Annotated in this window: 17 protein-coding genes; 11 read left to right on the top strand and 6 right to left on the bottom strand. The window is 75.8% G+C overall.

Features of this window, described 5'->3' with window-relative positions:
- Positions 1–35: 35 nt before the first annotated feature.
- The 11 genes from ACFT41_RS25020 to ACFT41_RS24970 all read left to right on the top strand — a co-directional run bounded on the left by ACFT41_RS25020 (position 36) and on the right by ACFT41_RS24970 (position 12,260).
- Complete coding sequence (locus ACFT41_RS25020) at positions 36–1,571, top strand: ABC transporter permease (protein ID WP_377614008.1); 1,536 nt, start codon at positions 36–38, stop codon at positions 1,569–1,571.
- Entirely contained in the window at positions 1,568–2,626 is a 1,059-nt protein-coding gene (locus ACFT41_RS25015) for an ABC transporter ATP-binding protein (RefSeq protein ID WP_377587920.1), read from the top strand. The genes ACFT41_RS25020 and ACFT41_RS25015 overlap by 4 nt, the downstream gene beginning before the upstream one ends.
- Positions 2,627–2,813: 187 nt before the next feature.
- The gene (locus tag ACFT41_RS25010; RefSeq protein WP_377587921.1) at positions 2,814–3,437 is read left to right on the top strand and encodes a DUF2238 domain-containing protein; all 624 of its coding nucleotides are present in this window, start codon (positions 2,814–2,816) and stop codon (positions 3,435–3,437) included.
- 478 nt (positions 3,438–3,915) lie between these two features.
- The gene (locus ACFT41_RS25005) at positions 3,916–4,683 is read left to right on the top strand and encodes a class I fructose-bisphosphate aldolase (RefSeq protein ID WP_377587922.1); all 768 of its coding nucleotides are present in this window, start codon (positions 3,916–3,918) and stop codon (positions 4,681–4,683) included.
- 21 nt (positions 4,684–4,704) lie between these two features.
- Complete coding sequence (locus ACFT41_RS25000) at positions 4,705–5,826, top strand: 3-dehydroquinate synthase II (protein ID WP_377587923.1); 1,122 nt, start codon at positions 4,705–4,707, stop codon at positions 5,824–5,826.
- Position 5,827: 1 nt separating this feature from the next.
- Positions 5,828–6,079, top strand: coding sequence for an acyl carrier protein (locus ACFT41_RS24995; protein WP_377587924.1), 252 nt, complete (start codon positions 5,828–5,830; stop codon positions 6,077–6,079).
- Positions 6,072–7,181 carry a hypothetical protein gene (locus tag ACFT41_RS24990; protein WP_377587925.1) on the top strand — a complete coding sequence of 370 codons (1,110 nt, stop codon included), beginning with the start codon at positions 6,072–6,074 and terminating at the stop codon, positions 7,179–7,181. Before ACFT41_RS24995 ends, ACFT41_RS24990 begins: the two co-directional genes overlap by 8 nt.
- The gene (locus ACFT41_RS24985; RefSeq protein WP_377587926.1) at positions 7,178–8,416 is read left to right on the top strand and encodes an aspartate aminotransferase family protein; all 1,239 of its coding nucleotides are present in this window, start codon (positions 7,178–7,180) and stop codon (positions 8,414–8,416) included. Before ACFT41_RS24990 ends, ACFT41_RS24985 begins: the two co-directional genes overlap by 4 nt.
- Positions 8,409–9,830: a beta-ketoacyl synthase N-terminal-like domain-containing protein gene (locus ACFT41_RS24980; protein WP_377587927.1), complete on the top strand. Its 1,422-nt coding sequence runs from the start codon at positions 8,409–8,411 to the stop codon at positions 9,828–9,830. The genes ACFT41_RS24985 and ACFT41_RS24980 overlap by 8 nt, the downstream gene beginning before the upstream one ends.
- A gap of 34 nt (positions 9,831–9,864) precedes the next feature.
- Positions 9,865–10,881: a hypothetical protein gene (locus ACFT41_RS24975; protein WP_377614007.1), complete on the top strand. Its 1,017-nt coding sequence runs from the start codon at positions 9,865–9,867 to the stop codon at positions 10,879–10,881.
- Entirely contained in the window at positions 10,878–12,260 is a 1,383-nt protein-coding gene (locus tag ACFT41_RS24970; protein WP_377587929.1) for a class I adenylate-forming enzyme family protein, read from the top strand. Before ACFT41_RS24975 ends, ACFT41_RS24970 begins: the two co-directional genes overlap by 4 nt.
- A 60-nt stretch (positions 12,261–12,320) precedes the next feature.
- Here ACFT41_RS24970 and ACFT41_RS24965 read toward each other — a convergent pair whose 3' ends face one another.
- The 6 genes from ACFT41_RS24965 to ACFT41_RS24940 are packed head-to-tail and all read right to left on the bottom strand — an operon-like array spanning position 12,321 to position 18,144.
- Positions 12,321–13,583, bottom strand: coding sequence for a glycosyltransferase (locus ACFT41_RS24965; RefSeq protein ID WP_377587930.1), 1,263 nt, complete (start codon positions 13,581–13,583; stop codon positions 12,321–12,323).
- Positions 13,580–14,524 carry an ACP S-malonyltransferase gene (locus tag ACFT41_RS24960; RefSeq protein WP_377587931.1) on the bottom strand — a complete coding sequence of 315 codons (945 nt, stop codon included), beginning with the start codon at positions 14,522–14,524 and terminating at the stop codon, positions 13,580–13,582. The genes ACFT41_RS24965 and ACFT41_RS24960 overlap by 4 nt, the downstream gene beginning before the upstream one ends.
- Positions 14,521–15,255, bottom strand: coding sequence for an SDR family oxidoreductase (locus tag ACFT41_RS24955; protein ID WP_377587932.1), 735 nt, complete (start codon positions 15,253–15,255; stop codon positions 14,521–14,523). Before ACFT41_RS24955 ends, ACFT41_RS24960 begins: the two co-directional genes overlap by 4 nt.
- On the bottom strand, positions 15,252–16,397 hold the full coding sequence (locus ACFT41_RS24950) for a hypothetical protein (protein ID WP_377587933.1): 1,146 nt from the start codon (positions 16,395–16,397) through the stop codon (positions 15,252–15,254). The genes ACFT41_RS24955 and ACFT41_RS24950 overlap by 4 nt, the downstream gene beginning before the upstream one ends.
- On the bottom strand, positions 16,394–17,158 hold the full coding sequence (locus ACFT41_RS24945; RefSeq protein WP_377587934.1) for an HAD family hydrolase: 765 nt from the start codon (positions 17,156–17,158) through the stop codon (positions 16,394–16,396). Before ACFT41_RS24945 ends, ACFT41_RS24950 begins: the two co-directional genes overlap by 4 nt.
- Complete coding sequence (locus ACFT41_RS24940) at positions 17,155–18,144, bottom strand: NAD-dependent epimerase/dehydratase family protein (RefSeq protein WP_377587935.1); 990 nt, start codon at positions 18,142–18,144, stop codon at positions 17,155–17,157. The genes ACFT41_RS24945 and ACFT41_RS24940 overlap by 4 nt, the downstream gene beginning before the upstream one ends.
- Positions 18,145–18,158: the final 14 nt, after the last annotated feature.

The raw sequence follows: 18,158 nt of genomic DNA, 5'->3' as shown, positions 1-18,158 counted from the left end.
GGGCCCCCGCCGGGGCCCGGCGGTCGGCGCGGCGCATCCTGCCCCGGCCGGGGCTGACCGCCGCGTCGGCCGCCGCCGTCGCGGTCGCCCTGCTGCCCCTGGTCTACCTCGCCGTGCGGGCCGGCGAGGCGGGCGCGGACCGGATCGCCGCCGAGCTGTTCACCGGTCGGGTCGCCGTGCTCGCCGGGCGCAGCCTGGCCCTGGCCGCCGTGGTCACCGCCGCCTGCGTCGCTCTCGGCGTCGCCGCCGCGTTCCTGGTCGCCCGCACCGACCTGCCGGGCCGCCGTGCCCTCGGCGTCGTCGCGGCGCTGCCGCTGGCCGTGCCCACGTACGTCGCCGGGTTCGCCTGGACCGCCACCGTGGACGGCTTCGAGGGCTTCTGGGCGGCGGCGCTGCTGCTGACCGTCTGCTCCTACCCGTACGTCTACCTGCCGGCCGTCGCCGCGCTGCGCCGGGCCGACCCCGGGCAGGAGGAGGTGTCCCGCTCGCTGGGCCGGGGCCCGTGGGCGACCCTGGTCGGGGTGACGCTGCGCCAGATCCGGCCCGCCGTGGCCGCCGGTGCGCTGCTGGTCGCGCTGTACGTCCTGTCCGACTTCGGCGCGGTGTCGATCGTGCGGGTGGACACCTTCACCCGGGCCATCTTCACCGCGTTCAATCTGGGCTTCGACCGCACCGGCGCGCTGGTGCTCTCCACCGTGCTGGTGGTGCTCACCGTGCTGCTGATCGGCGCGGAGCTGGGCACCCGCACCCGCGACGCCCGCTACGCCAGCACCGCCGTGCGCCCGCCCGCGCGGCTTGCGCTGCGCCGCTGGCGGTGGCCGGCCCTGACCGCCCTGCTCGCCGTCGACGCGCTGGCCCTCGGCGTGCCGGTGTTCGGGCTCGCCCGCTGGCTCGGCGCGGGGGTGTCCCGCCCCGGTTCCCTCGCCGAGGTCGTCGCCGCCGCCGGTGGGTCGTTGTCGGTGTCGCTGGCCGGCGCGGCGTTCACCATGCTGCTCGCCCTGCCGCTGGGGCTGCTCGCCGCCCGCGCGCCCGGCCCGGTGACCACCGTGCTGGAGCGGCTCACCTACGTCGCGCACGCCCTGCCCGGCGTGGTGATCGGCCTTTCCCTGGTGTTCTTCGCCGTCAACGTTGCGTACCCGCTCTACCAGAGCGTGTGGCTGCTGGCGTTGGCGTACGCGACGCTGTTCCTGCCGCTGGCCGTCGGGGCGGTGGCGTCCGCCGCCGCGCAGAGCCCGCCCGCCGTGGAGGAGGCCGCCCGGTCGCTGGGCCGGGGCCCGTTCGCCGTGTTCCGCACGGTCACCCTGCCGCTGACCCTGCCCGGGATCGGCGCCGGGGCGGCCCTGACGTTCCTCACCTGTATGAAGGAACTGCCCGCCACGCTGCTGCTGCGCCCGACCGGGATGGACACCCTGGCCACCGAGCTGTGGACGCACACCTCGACCGCCGCGTACGCCGCCGCCGCGCCGTACGCGGTGCTGCTCGTCGCGCTCGCCGCCGTGCCGACCTGGCTGCTCGTGGCGCGCACCGGACTGACCGACGCCGGCCCGACCGCCCCCGGAGGCACCCGATGACCGAGACGATGCTGGCCGTGGCCGGGCTGACCAGGTCGTACGGGACGGTGCCCGCGCTGGCCGGCGTCGACCTCGACGTGCGGTCGGGCACGCTGCTGGCCGTGCTCGGCCCGTCCGGCTGCGGCAAGACCACCCTGCTGCGCTGCGTCGCCGGGTTCGAGCGGGCCGACTCCGGCGGCATCGCCGTCGCCGGCCGGCCGGTCGCCGCCGACCGGGTGCACGTGCCGCCGCACCGCCGCCGGGTCGCCGTCGTACCCCAGGAGGGGGCGCTGTTCCCGCACCTGTCGGTGGCCGACAACGTCGGCTACGGGCTGGACCGGGCGGCCCGCCGCAGCGGGCGCGTCGAGGAGGTCCTCGCCCTGGTCGGGCTCGGCGGCTACGGCCCCCGGATGCCGCACCAGCTCTCCGGCGGCCAGCAGCAGCGGGTCGCGGTGGCCCGCGCGCTCGCGCCCCGGCCGCCGCTGGTGCTGCTCGACGAGCCGTTCAGCGCACTCGACGCGCAGCTGCGCACGGAGCTGCGGGCCGACGTGCGGCAGGCGCTGCGGGCCGACGGGGCGACGGCTGTCCTGGTCACCCACGACCAGGGCGAGGCACTGTCCATGGCCGACGCGGTCGCCGTCATGGACGCCGGGCGCATCGTCCAGTGCGGGCCGCCCGCCGAGGTCTACCGGGACCCGGCGACGCCCTGGGTGGCCCGGTTCGTGGGTGACGCCGTGCTGTTGCCGGCAACCGTGGCCGACGCCGTCGCCCTCACCCCGCTGGGCCGGCTGCCGCTGCGCGGCGCGGCGACGGGCGGCGGAGGCACCGGTGGCGTGGCGACGGGCGGCGCGGCGACGGTGCTCATCCGGCCGGAGCAGATCCGCCTCGCCGCCACCGGCGGACCACTGGCCACCGTGGTCCGGCAGGACTTCCACGGCCACGACGCGCTGACCACGCTGCGGCTCGACGACGGCACGGTGCTCACCGCGCGGACCCTGGACGAGGGGGCGGCGCTCGCCGCCGGGGCGCAGGTGGCGGTGACGGTGCGCGGCGAGGTCCGCGCGTACGCGGGCTGAAGCCTGCGGCGGTAGCCACCTCAGGATTCACTCGCGTGGCGCCTCGCAGCCGTGCCCAGGCTTCCGCCCCCCGGCCGCTGCCCCTCGGCGAATCCGCCCTGCCGCTGACCGCCCGATCAACAGGGGATATCGTCGGCGGCCGACCGGCGGCTGGCCGGCCTGAGCACAACCGAACAGGCGGTCGTCGGTGTCCCGAGCGCGCGCGGTCCTTCCCCCGGCACTGTTGGCCCTCGTCCTCGTCGCGCTGGTGGCGTCGGGCATCCGGCCGTACGACCGGCTCACCTGGCTGCTGGAGACGGTCTGGGTGATCGTGGGCGTGCCGGTGGTGCTGCTCACCTGGCGCCGGTTCCCGCTGAGCACGCTGCTGTGCTGCCTGCTCGCGGTCCACGCGTTGATCCTCATCGCGGGCGGGCACTGGACGTACGCGCGCACCCCGCTGGGCGACTGGGTGCGGGACCTGTTCGACCTGTCCCGCAACCCGTACGACCGGCTCGGTCACTTCGCGCAGGGCTTCGTGCCGGCCATCCTGGTTCGCGAGATCCTGGTCCGTCGCTCGCCGCTGCGGGGCAGCCGCTGGCTCGCCCCGCTCGTGGTCTGCGCCTGCCTGGCCTTCAGCGCATTCTTCGAAATGATCGAGTGGTGGGCGGCGGTGGCCGGCGGGTCGGCCGCCGACGACTTCCTCGCCACCCAGGGCGACGTCTGGGACACCCAGTGGGACATGTTCCTGGCGCTGCTCGGCGCGATCACGTCGCTGGCCCTGCTCAGCCGGGTGCACGACCGCCAGCTCGCGCCGCCCGCGCCGCGCGGCTGAACCCCGCCCCGCCGCCGGTGCGCCGCTGAGTGGGTTGCCACCGCAACCAAGGTGGCGTGGCCCCTGCCATTGACGGCCGTCATGACGACAAATGTCGTCCGGTGCGGTGGTGTTAGGGGGTCGAAACTAAGGGGTGTCCCGCGTCCTGATCCTCGCTACACTGACGTCGGCAAATGTCTTGCAATGCTCGCGGGGCTTTGCGGATGTGGCGGCGACTCGAATCGGATACGACGGGCGGTTGGCTACCCACGATGCTGACGTACACGGGGGATTGGCGGAGTCGTGGCCCGCGCCGCCTGCCGGCGACCCCGGCCCCGACACCCCACCCGGCCGTGCCGGCACCCTGAGCGGGCGAGCGCGGCCAACGCCCCCGCCCGACCGTGCGTCCGCGGCCCGCCCGTTCGGGCGCGTCCCTGGTCAACCACGCGAGTCCGCGGTCGCCCGGGTCCGGGTCATCGTCCGCCTGAAGGAGGCACACATGGAGTCAACAGGTCGGGAGCGGCGGCTGCGGCGGCTGTGGGGTCCGGTCAGCGGACGCACCGTGCTCATGCCGATCGACCAGCCGGTGACGATGGGCCCGATCGCCGGGCTGGACGCGATCGACTCCCAGCTCGTCCGGCTGCTGGCGGGGGCGCCGAACGGCATCATCGGCCACCGTGGGGTGCTGCGCCGGGTGCCGGCGGAGGCGGCCAGGTCCACCGGCGTCGTCATGCACCTCTCCGCCGGCACCGCCCTGTCGGGCCGGGGGCACGTCAAGAGGCTCACCGGCGACGTCGTCGAGGCCGTCCGGGTGGGCGCCGACGCCGTGTCGGCGCAGGTCACCTTCGGTGTGCCCGAGGAGACCGACATGCTGCACGACCTCGCGCAGCTCGCCGGCGCCTGCGGCCAGTGGGGCATGCCGCTGCTGGCGATGGTGTACGTCGCCGGCGTCGACCCGACCGCCGCCCCGGAGAAGATCGCCCACGCCGCCCGTGTCGCGGCCGAGCTGGGCAGCGACATCGTCAAGGTGCCCTACACCGGCTCCGCCGACTCGTTCGCCACGGTCGTCGACGGCTGCTTCGCCCCGGTCGTGATGGCCGGCGGCGAGCCCTCCGACTCCTGGGAGGACGTCCTGCTCGACGTGAAGGACGCCCTGTCGGCGGGCGCGGCGGGCGTCTGCATCGGGCGCAAGGTGCAGCAGCACGCCGCGCCCGAGGAGGCCCTCGCTGACCTGCACGCGCTGGTGCACGCCAACAACCCCGGCTGACCCGACGAAGGAGGCACGACCGTGTCCGACAGTGACGCGTTGATCCCGCTCTGGTGCGACCTGTCGCACCTGCGCGAGGGCCTGCCCGACATGGTGGCGGCGGTCGTCCAGGCACCCGTGCGGGGCGTCATGGTCCCGCCGGACGCGGTGCCCGACACCGCCCTGCCCGACCGGGTCGAGGTGGCGGTGCTCGTCACCGAGCCGGCCCAGCTCGACAAGCTCGACCCGTCCCGGGCGCTGACCGTCATCGCCGCCGACCACGCCACCCTCGCCGCCGTCCCGCCCGGGGGCCGCTGGCGGCGGGGCCGCTGGATCGACGTCACCGACGCCGAGACGATGCAGGAGGCCGTGGCGGCGCTCGGTCACGTCGACGTCCTGCTGGTCAGCTTCGCCGACGAGACGAACATCCCGCTGGAACTCATCGTCGCCGAGGCCCAGTCGCAGCGGACCACGGTCGTCAAGCGCGTCCACAACTCCGTGGACGCCCTGGTCACCCGCGGCGTGCTTCAGCATGGCCCGGACGCGATGCTGCTGCGTGTCTCCACCCCCGGCGAGGTGGTGCGGCTGGCCCGGGAGCTGCTGGAACGCCGCACGGAGCAGCTCGACCTGGTCGAGGCCGAGGTGACGGCGGTCCGGTCCATCGGCATGGGCATGCGGGGCTGCGTGGACACGACCGACCTGTTCGAGCCCGACGAGGGGATCCTGGTCGGCTCGACCTCCTCGGGCGGGCTGCTGGTCTGCGCCGAGGTGCACTACCTGCCGTACATGAACCTGCGCCCCTTCCGGGTCAACGCCGGCGCCGTGCACTCCTACGTGTGGACCCCGGCCGGGCGCACCGCGTACATCACCGACCTCAGCGCCGGCGAGCAGGTCCTCGCCGTGAACACCGCCGGGCGCGCCCGCCCGGTGCTGGTCGGCCGGATCAAGACCGAGATGCGCCCGCTGCGCCTGATCGAGTGCCGCATCGGCGACTCGACCATCAACACCATCGTCCAGGACGACTGGCACGTGCGGATCTTCGACGCCGCCGGTGCGGTGACCAACTGCACGTCCATCGCCGTCGGTGACCGGATGCTGGCGGTCTCCGCCGTGCCCGGCCGCCACGTGGGCATCCCGGTCAGCGAATCGATCAAGGAGAACTGAGATGACCGACGCCGACAGCACCCTCGACCAGCTCGTCGCGCTGCTGCTGCGCCGCCAGGGCAACCCGGTCGACTCGATCGGCCCTGACGACCAGCTGCTCGACCTGGCGGTCGACTCGATCGACATGGCATACCTGATGTCGCACTTCGAGCGCCAGTACGACGCCGACTTCGCCGACGAGGACTTCGAGCTGAGCCGGTACGTCACCGTCGGCGACCTGGCCAAGGCGATCGACGCGCGGATCAATGACTGAGGGCGCGACGCGGACCCGCCGGCCCCCGGTGCTGGACCCGGGGCTGTCGCTGGGCTGGGACGACGGCCCCCTGGACGGGCTGAGTTGCCTGCTGCGCTGCGTCGAGTCGGCGCTGCGGGCCGAGGGCTTCGACAACCTGGAGATCGCCCAGGCCCTCGCCGTGCCGCTGGACCTGCGCGGGGACCGGCGCAAGTCCTCGTGGTTCCGGCACGGCCGGCTGGACTGGCGCAACGCGGTCGACGGCCACGAGCACTGGGACGAGTTCACCGCGCTGGTCGCCTCGGGCACCCCGTGCGTGCTGATGCCGGACCGCTACTACTGGCCGGGCGACGAGTTCGAGGGGGTCCAGCACTTCCTCGACCACATGGTGCTGGCCGTGGCGTACGACGGCGAGGTGCTGGAGGTGCTGGACACCGACGCCCCGCCGGCAGACGGGTACCGCCGGCGGATCCCGGTCACCCCCGACGTGGTCCGGGGCTGCTGCCGGTTCGCCACCGTGCACTTCACCCCGCCCCGCGACGACGCCGCCGCGCTGCGCGCCACGCTGCTGGAGCCGACCGCCGTGGCGCTGGCCGAGGACCTGCCGGCGCTGCGCGCCGTCGCCCGGCGCTGGCGGCGCGACGGCCTCACCGGGCCCGCCGCCCGGGCCCTGCACGTGGTCGTGCTGGGCGCGGTCCAGCCGTCGCTGTTCCTCGCCGCGATGGCCGTCGAGCAGGCGTACCCGACGCTGGCCGCGGAGCTGCTCGCCGCGTCCCGCGCGGCGCAGAAGCTCGGTCGGACCCTCATCGGCGCGCACCGCTGGGCCGGCGCGCAGGCCGACGACACCTCCGTGTACGCCCCGGTGCTCGGCGTCTTCGAGGCGTGCGAGGCGGCGCTGGCCCGGCTCAGCGACGAGCTGCACACCCACCTCGGCCTGCCGGTGCCGTTGCCCGACGCGGCCCGCGACGACGAGGGCGTCTGGCGGCGGATCCTGCGCAACCAGGCGTGGTGCTACGCCGACCGGGTCGCGCCCGCCGACCAGCACCGGGACTCGGCGCAGGCGGGCGAGCAGCGAGACGAGCAGCCCGCCGGCGGGCGGCGAGACGAGGAGAGGCAAGCATGACCGGACCGGCCCCACTCGACCTGAGCCAGTCCCAGGCGCTGCTGCGGCGCGCGGTGGCCGTCGACGCCACCCTCGCCTACGAGGGCTACGTCCTGGCCCGCGACCGCCTTGTCGACGGGGCGTACCCGCTGTACGGCGAGCGCGCCAGCGGCGCCCACATCTGGGACGTCGACGGCAACCGCTACCTCGACCTGATCCTGGCGTACGGCACGATCATCCTCGGCCACGCCGACCCGGTGGTCTCCGAGGCGGTCCTGCGGGAGATCCGCGACGGCTTCGCCATCACGCTGCGCAAGCGGGTCCAGGTGGAGCTCGCGGAGCTGCTGGCGGCGGTGATCCCGCACGCCGAGAAGGTCTTCCTGCTCAAGACCGGCTCGGACGCCACCAGCGCCGCCGTGCGGCTCAGCCGCGTGCACACCGGGCGGACCCGGGTGATCCGCTGGGGCTACAACGGCTGGCACGACTGGTGCGCCACCCGCCCCGGCGGCGTGCCCACGGAGGCCCAGGCCGTGGTGGACAGCTTCGACTACAACGACCTCGACAGCCTGCGGGCCGCGTTCGAGCGCCACCCGGGCGAGGTGGCCTGCCTGCTGATGATGCCTTTCGAGGTGGACCCGCCGGCCCCCGGCTTCCTGACCTGCGCGGCGGAGCTGGCCCACGAGCACGGCGCGCTGTTCGTCCTCGACGAGATGCGCTCCGGCTTCCGGATGGCCCCCGGCGGCGCGCAGGAACGCTACGGCGTCCGGGCCGACCTGGTGACGTTCAGCAAGGCCATGGCCAACGGCTACCCGATCTCCGCCCTGGTGGGCCGCGAGGAGGTCATGCGGGCCGTCGGCGAGGTGCACATCAGCTCGACGTTCCACGTCAACGGCGCCGAGATGGCGGCGGCGGTGGCCACCATCAGCCAACTGCGCGACGGGACGATCCTCAAGCGCGTCGAGCGCCTCGGCGAGCGGCTCCAGGCGGGGCTGGCCAGCCAGCTCGCCGAGCACGGCCTGCCCGGCCGGGTGCTGGGGGTGCCGCAGATGCCGTTCCTGCGCTTCACCGACCCGGACGACTCGGCGCGCGGCCGGGCGCACGACGCGTTCTACACCGAGGCGACCCGGCGCGGGCTGCTCCTGCACCCCAACCACCACTGGTACGTCTCCGGCGCCCTGACCGACGAGGACGTCGACGCCGCTCTGGAGGCGACCGCGTCCGGCTTCCGCGCCGCCGAGGCGGCCGCCCATGGCTGAGCCGGGCCGGCCCGAGGTCGTCCACCGCATCCGCGAGCTGCTCGCCCGCCACCGGGATCCGGCGGAGGTCGACGGCCTCGGCGACCACGAACCGCTGGTCGTCCTCGGCGTCGACTCGGTCACCCTGATCACCGTCGCCGCCGAGCTGCACCGGCGATGGGACGTCACGGTTCCCGACGACGCCGTGCTCGACCCGCAGGCGTCGGTCGCGTCCCTGGCCGATGCCGCCGTCGCCGCAGCAGCAGAGGGCCCGGCCCACCACCCGGACGACCGCCCCGGTGGCCGGCTCGACGTGGTGGGGATGGGCGTCGTCGGGCCCACCGGCCACGGCGTGCCGGCCTTGTGGGAGGGCCTGCTGGCCGAGCGGGCGCACCGGCTGCCCATGCCGTACGACGCCGCGCGCGGCCACCGGGCCGGCGCGGTGGCCGGCGCGTCCGCCGCCGAGGTGGCGGCCCCCGACCGCCTGCTCGAACTGGTCTGCCTGGCCGCCGAGGAGGCGCTGGGCGGCCTGGACCCGTCTCGGCACGCCGGCGTCACGCTCGTCGTCGGCACCACCGACACCGGCGGCAACGCCCTCGGCCACGCCCTCGCCGGCGGGGGAGACGACCAGGCGGCGCTGGCCGGGTGGATCGCCGAGCGCGCCGCCGAAAAGCTCGGCCTCGGCGCGGCCGTCACCGTGGGCAGCGCGTCGGCCTCCGGGGCGGTGGCGCTCGGGTACGCCCGCGACCTGCTGCTCGCCGGCGACGCCGAGGAGGCGCTCATCGTCGGCGCGGACACGGTGTCGAAGTCCGCGTTCCACGGCTTGGCCGCCCTGCGCACGCTCGGGGTGGACGGCTGCCAGCCGTTCCACCAGGCGCGGCGGGGCATCGCACTGTCCGAGGCCGCCGCCGCCTGCCTGCTGCGCCGGCCGTCCCCGGGCGGGCCCGGCGACGACGCCGTCCTCGGCCGGCTGGCCGGCTACGGGGCGAGCAGCTTCACCACCCACATGGCGGCCCCCGAGTCCGCCGGGATCGAGCTGGCGCTGCGCCGCGCGCTGGCTGCCGCGGCCCTCTCGCCGCGGGACGTCTCGTTCGTCAACGCGCACGGCCCCGGCACCAAGCTCGGCGACGTGGCCGAGATGCGGGCTCTGGCGGACGTCTTCGGCGACCGGGTCCGGACGCTGCCGATCAACAGCGTGAAGGGCCTGCTCTGGCACTGCCAGGGCGCGGCGGGCGTCATCGAGTCGCTGGTGTGCCTGCTGTCGTTGCGGCACGGGACGCTGACCCCGACGACGGCGGCGGAGCCCGTGGACCCGCAGTGGAGGGAGTACGACATCGTGACGAAGCCCCGGGAAGTCGCCGACGCGCGGTCGGCCGTCTCCGTCTCCTGTGGCCTGGGCGGCGTCAACACGGCGGTCGTCTGGGAGCGGGCATGAGCACGGCGGCGGACACGAGCGCGGGAGCCGGCAGGTGAGCACGGGCGCGGGAGCGGGCGTGGGCACGGCGACGGTCGGCACGGTGACCGTGACGACGGTGCTGCTGGCGGCCGGTGGCAGCGACCGGTTCGCTCTCGACGAGGCGGCGCGCAACCGTGCTCGGGGGCGCGACGGCTGGCCCGCCGAGCCCGAGCTGACCCGCGTCGTGGTCGACCGGTTCACCGACGTCGTCGGCCGGGTCGTGGCGGCCGGTGGGCTGGACACGGAGGCCCGCCGGGAGACCGAGATCGCGGTGGGCACCCTCTACGGCATGGCCCGCGTCGGCGAGGTCATGCACGAGCAGCTCGACGAGGCCGGGCCGAAGTGGCTGGCGCCGGAGATGTTCGTCTACTACTCGCCGCACTCGCTGGTGTCGGCGGCGGCGGTGGCGCACGGGCTCGGCGGTGCCGCGACGACGCTGCTCGGGCGCGACGGCGGGATGCAGGCCCTCCTGCACGCGGTGCGGCGGCTGACCACCGGCCAGGCCGACACGGTGCTGGTCGGCGCGTACGAGGCGCTGACCCCGTTCGCGGACGCGGCGCTGGACCGGCTCGGCGTGCCGCACCACGCCCAGTTCGGCGACGTGGCGGCCGTGCTGCTCGGCCGGGAGGCCGCCGGGGCCGCCGGTGACCGCCACCGGCTGTCGGTGGCCCGGGGCGTGGCGTCCGGCCGGGCGCTGCCCGACGTGCTGGACGCGGCCGGCGTCGCCCCGGCCGCCGTCGCCGACGTGCGGCTGTGCGGCGCGACCGTCGCCGTGCAGCAGGCCGCCCGCGCCGAGTTCGGCGCGGCGTTCCCCCGGGCCCGGACGTGGGTCGGCGGGGCGTCCTCGCCGGCGGCCGGGCCGCTGCGCGCCCTCGCCGAGGCGGTCACCCCGCCCGGCACCGCGACCGCCGAGGCGGAGACCGTCAGCGCCGAGACGGAGACCGTCAGCGCCGAGGTGGCGGCCGCCGGCCGGGCCGTGGTCGTCGTGGCCGGCCGGCCCGGCGCGTGGGACGTGGTGCTCGTCCGATGAGCGGCCCGCCCACCCTCGCGGACGCGCTCGCCGAGGTGGCGCGCACGCATCCCCACCGCCCGGCGGTCGTCGCCGGCGACCGGACCCTGACCTACGCGGAGCTGCTGCGGCGGGCGGAGCGGCTCGCGCCGGGGCTGACCGGCCGGGCCGCCACCGTCGCCCGGTGCGCCGCCGACGTCGCCGTGACGGTCGTGGCCGCCACGATCGCGGACGTGCCGCTGCTCGTCGGCGACGCCCGGGCCGCCGACGACGAGCGGGACCGGGCCCGGTCGCTGTTCCGCGCCGACCGGCTCGTCACCTCCGACGCCGACCGGCTCACCGTCGAGGGGCTCGACGGGCGGCCCGCCACCTCCGGCGGGGACGGGCCCGCCGGGCTGGGACTGTCCACCTCGGGCAGCGAGGGCTGGCCGAAGTGCGTGGAGCGGCCCTGGCCGGCCGTGACGGCCAACGCGCGGGCGTTCGCCGCCGCGCTGGAGCTGTCCCCCGGCGAGGTGGTCGCCTGCACGACGCCGCCGCACCACAGCTACGCCCTGTGCGGCGGGATCGTCACGACGCTGGTCGCCGGAGGCACGTACGTGGCGCTGGACCGGCAGCCGGGCCCCCGGACGGTGGCCGACGCCGTCGACGGGCACCGGGTGGCGGTGCTGCTGTCCGTGCCGCTGCTGTACCGGTGGTTCTCGGCCGCCGGCCTGGCCACCCGGCACCGGCCCCGACTGTGCGTCTCGGCGGGTGCGCCGCTGCCGCCGGAGGACCGCCAGCGGTGGGCGGAGTCGGTGGGCTGGCGCATCGGCGAGCACTACGGCACCTCCGAGCACGGCATGTTGACCCTCGACACCGAGTCGGTCGCCGGCTCGGTCGGCCGGCCGATCGCCGGGGTGGGGCTGGCCGTCGACCCCGCGCCCGGCCCGGGGGACGTCCTCGTGGCCTGCGCCGGCCCGCCGGCCCGCGTCCAGCACACCGGCGACACGGTCGGCGGTCCGGGACCGGTCGGCGACGGGCTCCAGCCGACCGGCGACGTGGGTCGGCTCGACGCCGACGGGCGGCTGCACCTGCTCGGCCGCCGGGGCGGCACGCTCAACGTCGCCGGCAACAAGGTCCCCGCCGCCGAGGTCGAGGACGCGCTGCGGACGTTCGCGGCCGTCCGGGACTGCGCTGTCGTCGGCGCGCCGGGGCCCGGCGGGGCCCAGGAGGTCGTGGCGTTCGTCGAGACCGTCCGCGAGCTGGACCACCGGGAGCTGTACGCGTTCCTGCACGGGCGGCTGGCCGCGTACAAGGTGCCCGCCCGGGTGGTCGTCGTCGACCGGCTGCCCCGCAACGTCAACGGCAAACTGCTGCGCTCCGAGCTGCTGCGCGGGCTCGCCGCCGGCACCTGGCGCTGACCGCGCAGATGGGGCCGGCGCCGGGTGCCGGCGGCGTGCCGCGGGACGGACGCGGGCCGCTCAGCGCAGCAGCGCCGCGAACGACTCCGCGAGGTCGGCCCCGGCGCGCAGCCGGGTGAGGCTGTCCCGGGCGTAGCCGGCCCGCTGCGCCAGCGACGCGTCGTCGAGCGCCTCCTGGATCGTGGCCGCCAGGTCGGCCGCCGGCACGACCGGATCGTCGGTGGCCCCCGCGTGCCGGTTGACGTACCGGATCCGGCCGTCCGGCTCGACCTCGGTGGTCCGCGCCACCAGGCCCGCACCGTGGTCGGCCAGGAACTGCCGGCCGTTGGCCTCCTGCTCGCTCATGAACGGCAGGACCACCTGCGGCTTGCCGTGCAGCAGGCCGGCGATCACCGTGGAGTAGCCGCCGTGGTTGACCACCAGATCCGCCCAGCCGATGGGCCCGGAGAGGCCGGTGAAGCCGCCCAGCTCCACGTTCGGGAAGCGGTGCAGCCACTCGCGGGCACCGAACCCGGCCGACAGGAACACCGACAGGTCCGGCCGGTCGCAGGCGGCCAGCACCTCCCGCAGCGCCGTGTCGGCCACCATCCCGCCGCTGCCGATGGAGACGTACACCCGCCGGGTGCCGGCGGCGGCGCGCGGAACACAGGGCGCGCCGGGCGGGTCCCAGTACAGCGGGCCGACGTACGCCGGACCCGACCGGCCCGGCGGGGCCGGCGGCGGCGGCTCCACCTCCGGCGCGCTCGGCACCACCGTCAGATCGCCCCACAGCAGCCCGGGGATGCTGCCGACCGGGTCGAGCCCGTGCTCGGTGGCGACGGCGTCGAGGGCGTCCAGTGCGCTCGGGTGCGGCAGCAGCGCCGTCGGGTCGGCGGTGCTCCACGGCATCCACGCCAGCGGGTCGGGGCTGAGGAAGTCGGTGTCGGCGATCGACACCAGCGGCAGCCCCCGCAGCCGGGCGGCGAGCACGGCCGTGGGCTGCATGTCGGTGACCACGACGTCGGGCCGGTACGCGTCGATCGCGGCCAGGTCCCGCCGCAGGTGCTCGGCCAGCACCGACCGGCGGTAGTAGCGCGCGGTCACCGCGTAGACCCGCTCCACGTTGGCGAACGGCAGGAACGCCGGGACCCGCCTCGGGGCGCCGTCCGGCGCCGGTTCCCCGATCATCCGGTAGCCGCCCTCGGCGACCATCCGGGGCACCCCGGACGGGCCGAAGGCGCACTCGAAGCGCCCGTCGAGCTGCGCGGCGGCGGCGAGCGCCCGGCCGGTGTACCCGGCGCCGCCGCCGGCCGACCAGGGACAGAACAGGACCTTGCGGGTCATGGCAGCAGTGCCTCCAGTCCACGGGGATGGTCGAGGGAGTGCACGGCGTCGGCGGGCAGGTCCCGGCGCAGGACCTTGCTCAGCGTGCGGCCGGGCCCGGCGTCGACCAGCAGGGCGGCCCCCGACTCCCGGGCGGTCGCCAGGCACTGCCACCACCGCACCGGGGCCAGCATGTGCCGGTGCAGGTCGGCCCGGATCTCCGCGACGTCGCGGCTGGCCCGTCCGGTGGTGTTCAGCACCACCGGGACGCTCGGCTCCCGCAGCTCGGCGCGGTCCACCAGCGGGGCGAACCCGGCGTCGGCCGGGGCCATCAGGGGCGAGTGCGCGGCGATCGCGATCGCGAGGGGCACCACCCGTTCCGCGCCCGCCGCCACGGCCCGCTGCGAGACGGCGGCGACGGCCGCCCCCGCGCCGGAGACGACCACCTGGTCGGGGCCGTTGATCGCCGCCACCGAGACGGCGTCGTCCCCGGTCGCGCGGACGAGGTCGGCGACGGCGGGCTCCGACAGCCCGATCAGCGTCGCCATCGCGCCGTCGGCGGCCAGGCTGGCCCGGTGCATCAGCTCGCCGCGCCGGGCGACCAGGTCCAGCGCGTCGGGCGCGGACAGCGCCCCGGCCGCCGCGAGGGCGGTGAAGTGGCCGAGGCTGTGCCCTGCCACGCACACCGGCGGGTTCGCCACGCCGCGCCGCTGTGCCTCCTCGACCAGGGCGTACCAGCCGGCGAGGCCGGCCAGGAACACGGCGGGCTGGTTCCAGTCCGTACGCGCCTGGTCGGTGCGCTCGGTGCGGAAGCAGATCTCGCGCAGCGGCAGGCCGGTGCGGGACTCCGCCAGGTCGAACAGGTCGCGCACGGCGGGGGAGGCGTCGTGGAGGCGCTGGGCCATGCCGGGGAACTGCGCTCCCTGGCCGGGGAACAGCAACGCGTACGGGGGTGTCGTCACGCGCTCATCCCCCCGTCGACGGCGAGGACCTGCCCGGTGACGTACGAGGCCCCGGGCGAGGCGAGGAACGCGATGGCGGCGGCCACCTCGGCGGGCGTACCGGCGCGACCCATCGGCGTCTGCGCCAGGATCGCCGCCCGGGCCGGGTCGCCGCCCTGCGCGCTCATCGCCGACGGCACGTAGCCCGGGGCGACCGCGTTGGCGGTGACCCCGAACCTGGCGGTTTCCCGGGCCACCGACTTGACCAGCCCCACCAGCCCCGCCTTCGCGCTGGCGTACGCCGCCTGGAACGGCCACCCGCGTAGCCCGGCGACGGACGTGGTGACCACGATGCGGCCGTGTCCCCGGCCGGTCATGTCGGGCAGCACACCCCGGATGAGCAGCATCGCGGCGGTCAGGTTGACCGCCATGGTGGCCGACCAGTCGTCGGCGCGGACCCGGGCCACGGGGGCGGGCCGCAGCACCGCCGCGTTGCTGACCAGCACGTCCACCGGCCCGACCCGGCGGGCTGCCGAGAGCACAGCCGCGACGCCCGCGTCGGTGCCGACGTCGGCGCGTACGGTGGCGACGGAAGCCGTGCGGGGCGTCAGCTCGGCGACGAGGCGCTCGGCGGTGGCGGCGTCGCGGTGGTAGTGCAGCACCAGCGTCACCTCGGGGCCGGCCAGCGCCTGCGCCACCGCCTGCCCGATGGCCCCGGTCGCGCCGGTGACGAGGACGGTGCGCCGGGTCATGCCGGCGTTCCGCCGTGGCAGCGCTGGAGCACGCCGACCCACTGCCGCATCAGGTGGGCCATCTGGTGGACGAAGCCGCGCAGCTCGTGGGTCCACACCCGCCCGGTCATCGCCTCGACGGCGTCCTGGAGCTGGTACGACAGCGACACGTACGCCTCGGCGTAGGTGTCGCCGTCGAGCTTGGCGCCGTGCAGCCAGCCGAGCACGTCCTCCAGGATCGCGATCGCGGTGAGTTCCTGTTGCAGGTCCCGCAGCAGCAGGTGCTCGTTGCGGGTGTGTCGGGCCAGCGGGTCGCCGAACCGGACGGCGTGCCCGAGCCGCTTCGCGCACGCCTGGACGAAGTAGCCGCTGAAGATGTCGGCGTACCGGTCGATCTCCTGGCCGTGGTGGCGGTAGCCCATGCGGGGGAAGTAGTAGGCGGGGATGGCGTCGCGGTGCACGGCGGTGTTCTGCGAGTTGACCGGCGCCCAGGTGTCGGCGTCGCAGACCACGGCCGGCGCGGGCATGGCGGTCACCTCGGGCCGTACGGCGATGCGGGTGATCGCGTCGACGTCGGGGTCGCCCAGCCACAGCCCGGCGTTGATCCGCACGTCGACGGTCTCGGTGCGCTCGGAGGTCGGGGTGGGGCTGCGGTGCGCGTACGGGAAGCCGCGCGGGTAGACCGGCATCGGCGCGACGGTGAGCTGCCCGCACGGGTTCCACCAGCCGGAGGAGGCGGTGACGACCCGCGCCGGCCGGGGGCCGGCGGCCACGACGGCGTGCGCGGTGAGGAAGTCGGCGTCGATGGGGAAGTTGTCGTCGTCGACGGAGACGAGGAAGTCGGCGTCGGACTGCCAGGACAGCAGGTAGCCGACGTTGCGCCGGTTGTCGGAGTCGTAGGGGACGAGGGTGGGGGCGCCCAGGCCGGCCAGGAGGGCGTCCTGCTCGGCGACGGTCGGGCAGACGACGTGCAGGCCGTCGCTGCGGGCCCGCTCGACGGCGTCGAACAGGCTGGCGGGCGTCTTGCGGTCGGGGATGACGACGATCCGCACCCGCCGGTGCGCGTCGGCCGCGCCCAGCAGCGTCCGGTACGCCGACAGGAACGCCTCGCCGTCGCCGATGGTCGTCATCACGACGTCGACGCGGGGCAGTGTGTCACTCATGAGGACAACCTTCCGTGGACGGGGACTCGGGCCGGCGCTGCGGTGAGCAGCCGCAGCACCGCGTCGAGGGCGGCGGTGCCGGTGAGGTCCGCCACGATCGCGTCCGCGCCCGCCGCGCGCAGTTCGTCGGGCGGGGTGGCCCCGGTGGTGACCGCGAGGCAGCGCAGGCCCGACGCGTGCGCCGCCGTGACGTCCTTGGCGGTGTCGCCGACCAGCACGCCGGGCCCGGCGTCGCCCAGCGCGGCCACCCCGGCGGCCACCACGTCGTCGCGGTCGCGGGCGGCGTCGCCGAAGCCGCCGTCGCGCAGCAGGTCCGCCAGGCCGGTGCGCCGCATCTTCCACCGGGCCACCGACCGGGCGTTGCCGGTGCTCATGCCCAGCGGGCAGCCGTGGCCGCGCAACGCCTCCAGCAGGCCCCGGCAGCCGGGGAGCAGATCGGCGGCGCTCGCGCCCCCGGCGGCCGGACGCTGCTCGATGCGCGCGGCGAGGACGGCCATGACCTGCCAGGTGAGCTGGGGGAGCCGACCGGCGGGGACGCCGTGGTGGCGCAGCGCGGCGTGCACCGTACCGGCGTCGGTGAAGCCCGCCAGGTCGATGCCGGCGTACCAGAGTTGGCCGCCCTCGTAGCGGAACTCCTCGGCGGCGCCGCAGACGTCGGCGATGGCGGCGGCCATGGTGGACAGGTGGGCGCGCTGCACCGGGGCTCCGGGCCGGATGAGCGTGCCGTCGAGGTCGAACAGGACGAAGCCGGGTGGCGTCATGCGGGCGCCGCTTGCGCCGCGGCGCCCCGCGCGGCCGCCACCTCGTCGGCGATCCACCGGTACGTGACGGCGAGGCCCGCCTCGAGGGGGATGCCGGGCGCCCAGCCCAGCACCTGGCGCACCAGCGTGTTGTCGGAGTTGCGCCCGCGCACCCCCTGCGGGCCGCTCACGTGGCGCAGGCGCAGGTCGTGGCGGCCGGCCGCCGCCATCACCAGGGCGGCCAGTTCGTCGATGGTCACCAGGCGGTCCGAGCCGATGTTCACCGGCTCGGCGTGGTCGCTGCGCATCAGGCGGTAGGTGCCCTCGACGCAGTCGTCGACGTAGCAGAACGAGCGGGTCTGCCGGCCGTCGCCCCAGATCTCCACCTCCCCGCCGGGGGGCGCCTCGGCGACCTTGCGGCACAGCGCGGCGGGGGCCTTCTCCCGCCCACCGTCCCAGGTGCCGTAGGGTCCGTACACGTTGTGGTAGCGGGCGATGCGGACGTCCAGGCCGTACTGTTCGGCATAGTAGACGCAGAGCCGCTCCGCCATCAGCTTCTCCCAGCCGTAGGAGTCCTGCGGGCCGGCGGGGAAGGCGTCGTCCTCGCGCAGCGGCCGCACGTCCGGCGTCGTCTGCGCGTACTCGGGGTAGATGCAGGCGGACGAGGCGAGGAAGTAGCGCCGCGCGCCGGCCAGCCGGGCCGCCTCGACGGTGTGCAGGTTGATCAGCGCGTTGTTGCGCAGGATCGTCGCCGGGTCCTTCGAGATGAAGCCCATGCCGCCCATGTCGGCCGCGAGGGCGTACACCTCGGTGACGCCGTCGCACGCCCGCCGGCAGACCTCCGGGTCGCGCAGGTCGCCCACGACGAAGTCGTCGGCGGTCGTGGCGCGGAACTCCGGCAGCCGCAGGTCGGCGCCGCGGACCCACCAGCCCTGGCTCCGCAGGTACGTCACCAGGTGGTGGCCGATGAAGCCGCCGGCTCCGGTGACGAGTGCGCGTCTGGTCATGGGAAACCCTTCAG

The sequence above is a fragment of the Micromonospora sp. NPDC057141 genome, assembly GCF_042670805.1.
In the GTDB taxonomy this organism is placed as follows: Bacteria; Actinomycetota; Actinomycetes; order Mycobacteriales; family Micromonosporaceae; genus Micromonospora.
The sequence above is the reverse complement of the archived record's forward strand: the minus strand, read 5'-3'. Positions and strand labels throughout refer to the sequence as shown.